4 protein-coding genes are annotated in these 5,192 nt (G+C 74.0%); 2 read left to right on the top strand and 2 right to left on the bottom strand.

Features of this window, described 5'->3' with window-relative positions:
• The first annotated feature begins 607 nt into the window (after positions 1-607).
• Both HW445_RS32820 and HW445_RS17735 read left to right on the top strand, forming a co-directional pair.
• The gene (locus tag HW445_RS32820) at positions 608-814 is read left to right on the top strand and encodes a hypothetical protein (RefSeq protein ID WP_218957099.1); all 207 of its coding nucleotides are present in this window, start codon (positions 608-610) and stop codon (positions 812-814) included.
• A gap of 288 nt (positions 815-1,102) precedes the next feature.
• Entirely contained in the window at positions 1,103-3,244 is a 2,142-nt protein-coding gene (locus tag HW445_RS17735) for a SpoIIE family protein phosphatase (protein ID WP_180221984.1), read from the top strand.
• A gap of 85 nt (positions 3,245-3,329) precedes the next feature.
• Here the strand turns inward: HW445_RS17735 and HW445_RS17730 are convergent, their stop codons facing one another.
• Positions 3,330-4,307, bottom strand: coding sequence for a pirin family protein (locus HW445_RS17730; protein WP_180221985.1), 978 nt, complete (start codon positions 4,305-4,307; stop codon positions 3,330-3,332).
• 216 nt (positions 4,308-4,523) lie between these two features.
• Positions 4,524-5,021 (bottom strand): SseB family protein, encoded by a 498-nt coding sequence (locus tag HW445_RS17725; protein ID WP_180221983.1) that lies wholly within the window; start codon positions 5,019-5,021, stop codon positions 4,524-4,526.
• Positions 5,022-5,192 lie beyond the last annotated feature (171 nt).

Here is a 5,192-nt window from a genome sequence, read left to right as displayed (position 1 = left end):
CGGACCCGAGGGTGACCCCGGCCCGCAGGGCGATGCAGGTCCCGCGGGGCCGCAGGGTGAACCGGGACCGGAGGGTCCTGCTGGGCCCGAGGGGCCGCAGGGCGATGCCGGGCCGGAGGGGCCGCAGGGTGAACCTGGGCCGGAGGGTCCTGCTGGGCCTGAGGGGTTGCAGGGCGAGCCGGGGCCCGAGGGTCCTGCCGGGCCGGAAGGGCCGCAGGGTGAACCCGGGCCCGAGGGACCGCAGGGGGACACCGGGCCGGAGGGACCGCAGGGTGAACCTGGGCCGGAGGGGCCTGCTGGGCCTGAGGGGTTGCAGGGCGAGCCGGGGCCCGAGGGTCCTGCCGGGCCGGAAGGGCCGCAGGGTGAACCCGGGCCCGAGGGACCGCAGGGGGACGCCGGGCCGGAGGGACCGCAGGGTGAGCCCGGGCCGGAAGGGCCTGCTGGGCCTGAGGGGTTGCAGGGTGAGCCGGGGCCGGAGGGGCCTGCCGGGCCTGAGGGGCCGCAGGGTGAACCTGGGCCCGAGGGGCCGCCGGGGCCGACGCTGCCGCCCTACTTCGAAGTCCTGGAGATTCCGGCGACCGTCCCGGCCGGGGCGGAGAACTACGCGGTGGAGGTCCCCCTGTGGACCTGCCCGTGGCCGGAGGGGATGGCCGCCGTCGGCGGGGCGGCCGTCGACCCCGAGTCCGGCGTGTACGCCACCGGCAACAACCTCTACCCGGCCTGGCAGCGCCCCTCGGAGCAGCTGTTCACCAACACCGGCGACGTCGACGCCGAAGTGCGCGTCTGGGTGACCTGCGAGATCCCGCGCTGGTGAGCTGCGGGTTCCGCGTCCGCCTGTCGTCCTGGGGCCCTCCCCGCTCACCGGGGAGGGCCCCAGGCGTTGTTCCGTGCGGCGTCGCGGGGCGGTCCGCGCCACGCCGCCGGTGCCGCCCGGAAGGACCACTGCGGTCGCCCGGAGCGCGGGCCCGGCCCTTCCCCCTGGCACGGCCGTCGCGCGCGACCGCGGACCCGGGAAGGTCCACCCTGACGGCGGACATCCGTGAGGAATGAATGCCTCCACTTCCGATGGCAGGCTTACTGACCGTCTTCCTACAGTGGGGCAATGCGCCACCACGATCCCCTGCCGGCCGAGAAGGTCCCGGAGGTCCTGTCGATTCTCTCGATCGGCCTCTGGCAGTGGGACACGGCCAACGACAGGATCACCGCCGACGCCGAGGCCGCCCGCCAGTTCGATCTGCCCGCCGAGCCGGTGGAGCTGCGGGGGGCCGAGCTGCGCGCCCGGATCCACCCCGAGGACTGGAACGAGATGCTGGGCGTCGTCCAGCTGGCGGTCTCTGAGAACACCCTCGCCGAGGCGCGGATCCGGGTGATGGACGGCGGCGGCCGGGTCCTGCGCACCCTGCGTTCCCGCTGCCGCCCGTCCTACAACGCGCAGCGCGACTCCTACGAGGTCGTCGGCGTCATCCAGGAGGTCAGCGACCCGGTGCCGGGGGCCACCCCGCAGGGACCGGTGATCGGCGACTGGCGGCGCAACCGGGAGGCCTTCCTGCTGGACGCGGGCCGCGCCCTGGCCGAGGCGGAGTCCACCCACGAGGTCCTGCGGGTCGCCGCGGGGCTGTCCATGCCCGGGTTCTCCCCGGACGGCCTGGCGGTCTTCGGCGTCGAGGGCAGCCGGCTGACGGTGGTCGGCCACCACGGGCAGCCCCAGCAGGACGCGTTCCCGTTCACCCAGATGTCGGTGGAGACGGACTACCCCGCCGCCGAGGTGATCCGCACCGGCCGGGCCGTCTACATCCGCTCGCCCGAGGAGTACCGCACCCGCTACCCGGCCGGCTGGCCGCTGGCGGCCCGCTTCGAGCGGAGGTCCTGGGCCTTCCTGCCGCTGGTGGCGGGCGGCCGGACCCTGGGAGCCTGGATGGCCGGCTTCGCCCATCCGGTGAAGTTCACGCCCGACGAACGCTCCGTGCTCACCACGGTGGCCCGGATGCTGGCCCAGGCCCTGGCCCGGGCGGGCACCGTGGAGACCGAACGCGAGCTGACGCAGGGCCTTCAGGCCTCGATGATGCCGCGCCTGGGCCCGAAGGTCCCGGGCATGGAGATCAGCGGCCGCTACGTGCCCACCGGCGGCGGCCTCCAGGTGGGCGGGGACTGGTTCGACATGATCCCGCTGCCCGGCAGCACCGCGGCCCCCGGCACCGGTGGCCGTTTCGCCCTGGTCATCGGCGACGTCCAGGGCCACGACGTGCAGGCGGCGGGCCTGATGGGGCAGCTGCGCATCGCGCTGCGCGCCTACGCCGCCGAGGGACACCCGCCGGACGCGGTGCTCTCCCGCGCCTCCCGGTTCCTCCAGGGCATCAACGACTCCGAGGGCGCGGACGACACCCGGTTCGCGACCTGCCTCTACGTCGAGGTCGACCCGGGCAGCGGTGCGCTCACCATCGCCCGGGCGGGTCATCTCGACCCGGGGATCAGGCTCGCCGACGGCACCGTGCTGCTGCGGCCGACCGCGGGCGGGCTCCCGCTGGGCATCTGGCCGGACGCGGACTACCCCATCACCGAGTTCGTGCTCGACCGCGGAGAGACGCTGCTGCTGTGCACCGACGGGCTCGCCGAGACCGGGGGCCACGACCTGTTCACCGGCTGGGAACGCGTGCGCGACGTCCTGGAGGGTTCCTCCGACGCCGGCGACATGGAGGAGCTCGCCGACACCCTGGTCTCCGCGGTGCTGGGACCCGCCTCGCACCTCTACACCGGGCCGCTGCCGGACCGCCGTGAGGACGACATCGCGTTCGTCCTGCTCCACCGGCCCTCCGAGAGCGAGGAATCCCGTGCGGGGCAGGGCGCGGCGCGCTGGCCGGTCCGCCGGATGGCGGCGACGGTCGCCCAGGACGAGCCCGACCGCATCGGCGACGCCCGGGAGGAACTGCGGCAGCTGCTGCACGACTGGCGGGACCTGGATCAGATCGACTCCGCCGTGCTGCTGACCTCCGAGATGCTGGCGAACGTCCTGATGCACACCGACGCCGACGCGACCCTGCTCGCCCGGGTCAGCGGGCCGGAGGGGTCGCGTCGGCTCCGGGTGGAGGTCACCGACTCCAGTGACGCGCTGCCGCACAGGCGGGACCCGGGTGAGCTGGCGTCCTCCGGGCGCGGCCTGTTCCTGATCGAGCAGCTCGCCTCCGCGTGGGGCGTCGACCCGCGCGGGGCGGGCAAGACCATCTGGTTCGAGCTGAGCGAACCCTGACGACGGCCGGGCCCCGCGGCGGCGGCCGGGTCCCGCCGCGGGGGCCGGTCCCGCGGCGGGTGACGGTGGCCGTTCTGCTCCGGCGTCAGGCGCCGGGGCCCTCCTCCGTCATGCCGTGCGCCGCCGGGATCCGACCGAACCGGCCCTTCTGGAAGTCCTCGAAGGCCTGCGCCAGCTCCTCGCGGGTGTTCATCACGAACGGCCCGTACTGCTGCATCGGCTCCCGGATCGGCTCACCGCCCAGCAGCACGATCTCCAGGTCGGGGGTGTGCCCGTCCTGACGCTCGTCGGCCCGGAAGGTCAGCGAGGAACCCTTGCCGTACACGGCCGCCTGCCCCATGTGGACCGGGCGCCGCTCCGCGCCCACCGTGCCGCGCCCGGCGAGCACGTAGGCGAGGGCGTTGAAGTCCTCCCGCCACGGCAGCGTGACCTCGGCGCCCGGCGCGACGGTCGCGTGGAGCATCGTGATGGGGGTGTGGGTGATGCCCGGACCCTGGTGGCCGTCGAGCTCGCCGGCGATGACGCGGATCAGCGCGCCGCCGTCGGGGGAGGTCAGCAGCTTGACCGTGCCGCCGCGGATGTCCTGGTAGCGCGGCGCCATCATCTTGTCCTTGGCCGGCAGGTTCACCCACAGCTGGAGACCGTGGAAGAGGCCACCGGACATGACGAGCTGCTCCGGCGGCGCCTCGATGTGGAGCAGGCCGCTGCCGGCCGTCATCCACTGGGTGTCGCCGTTGGTGATCGAGCCGCCGCCGCCGTGGCTGTCCTGGTGGTCGAAGGCGCCGTCGATGATGTAGGTGACGGTCTCGAAACCGCGGTGCGGGTGCCAGGGAGTGCCCTTCGGCTCTCCGGGCGCGTACTCCACCTCACCCATCTGGTCCATCAGGATGAACGGGTCCAGGTGCCGGTGGGCGATCCCGGCGAAGGCCCTGCGCACCGGGAACCCCTCGCCCTCGAACCCGGTGGGCGCGGTGGTGACGGTGAGCACGGGGCGGGCGACGGCCTCGGCCGGGGCGGTGACGCGCGGCAGGGCCAGGGTGTTCTCTACGGTCACGGCGGGCATGGCGGTGCGTACCTCCTGTGCGGCGGCCCCCAGGGTGGTGGCCTCCTCGGGCACCAGATTAGTTGATTGTTGAACTTTCTGCCAGGCGGGCCGGAGCCGGGCGTGCGAAAGGCCCGGGGACGGGGACGTCCTCCGGGCCTGGGGCGAACGGCAGGGGCGGCTGTGGGGCGGCATGGGGCGCCGGTGGGCGGCGGGGCCGACAGGGCGCGGGACGGCTCAGGTGTACATGCGCCGCATCGCGTAGTCGACCATCTGCTCGACGGTCTGGGCGTCGAACACCATCCGGTGCTCGCCCTCCATGTCGAGCACGAAGCCGTATCCCGAGGGCAGCAGGTCGAGCACCTCGGACCCGGTGATCGTGAAGTACTTGGACTCCTTGCCCGCGTACCGCCGCAGCTCCTTGAGCGAGGTGAACATGGGGATCACCGGCTGCTGGGTGTTGTGCAGGGCCAGGAAGCCGGGGTTGTCGCCCCGCGGGCAGTAGACCTTGGACGTCGAGAAGACCTGGTGGAAGTCCTCCGCGGTCATGGTCCCGGTGGTGAAGGCGCGCACCGCGTCCACCAGTGAGGGGGGCGCCGCGGCGGACGGCTCGGGGTACAGCGGCTGCTGCTGACCGTACCCGCCGCTCATGCCGCCCATCGGCTGCTGCTGGTGCTGCTGCGGCGGCGGGGCGTACTGCTGCTGGGCGCCGGCGTTCGGGTCGTAGCCGTACATGCCGCAAAGACTAGTCAACGACCCGTCGCTGAAGCGACGGGTTGGCGGAGCGGGTGCCGGGCGGCGTGGGGGCGGGGGCGGCGGAGGAGGTGGGGGCGGAGGCGGAGGGACCGGCGGCGGCCGGTGACGTCGACGTGGACGCGGAGGTGGACGCGGAGGTGGACGCGGAGG

It is taken from the genome of Streptomyces sp. UH6 (assembly GCF_013421635.1).
Taxonomy (GTDB): Bacteria; Actinomycetota; Actinomycetes; order Streptomycetales; family Streptomycetaceae; genus Streptomyces; species Streptomyces abyssomicinicus.
The sequence above is the reverse complement of the archived record's forward strand: the minus strand, read 5'-3'. Positions and strand labels throughout refer to the sequence as shown.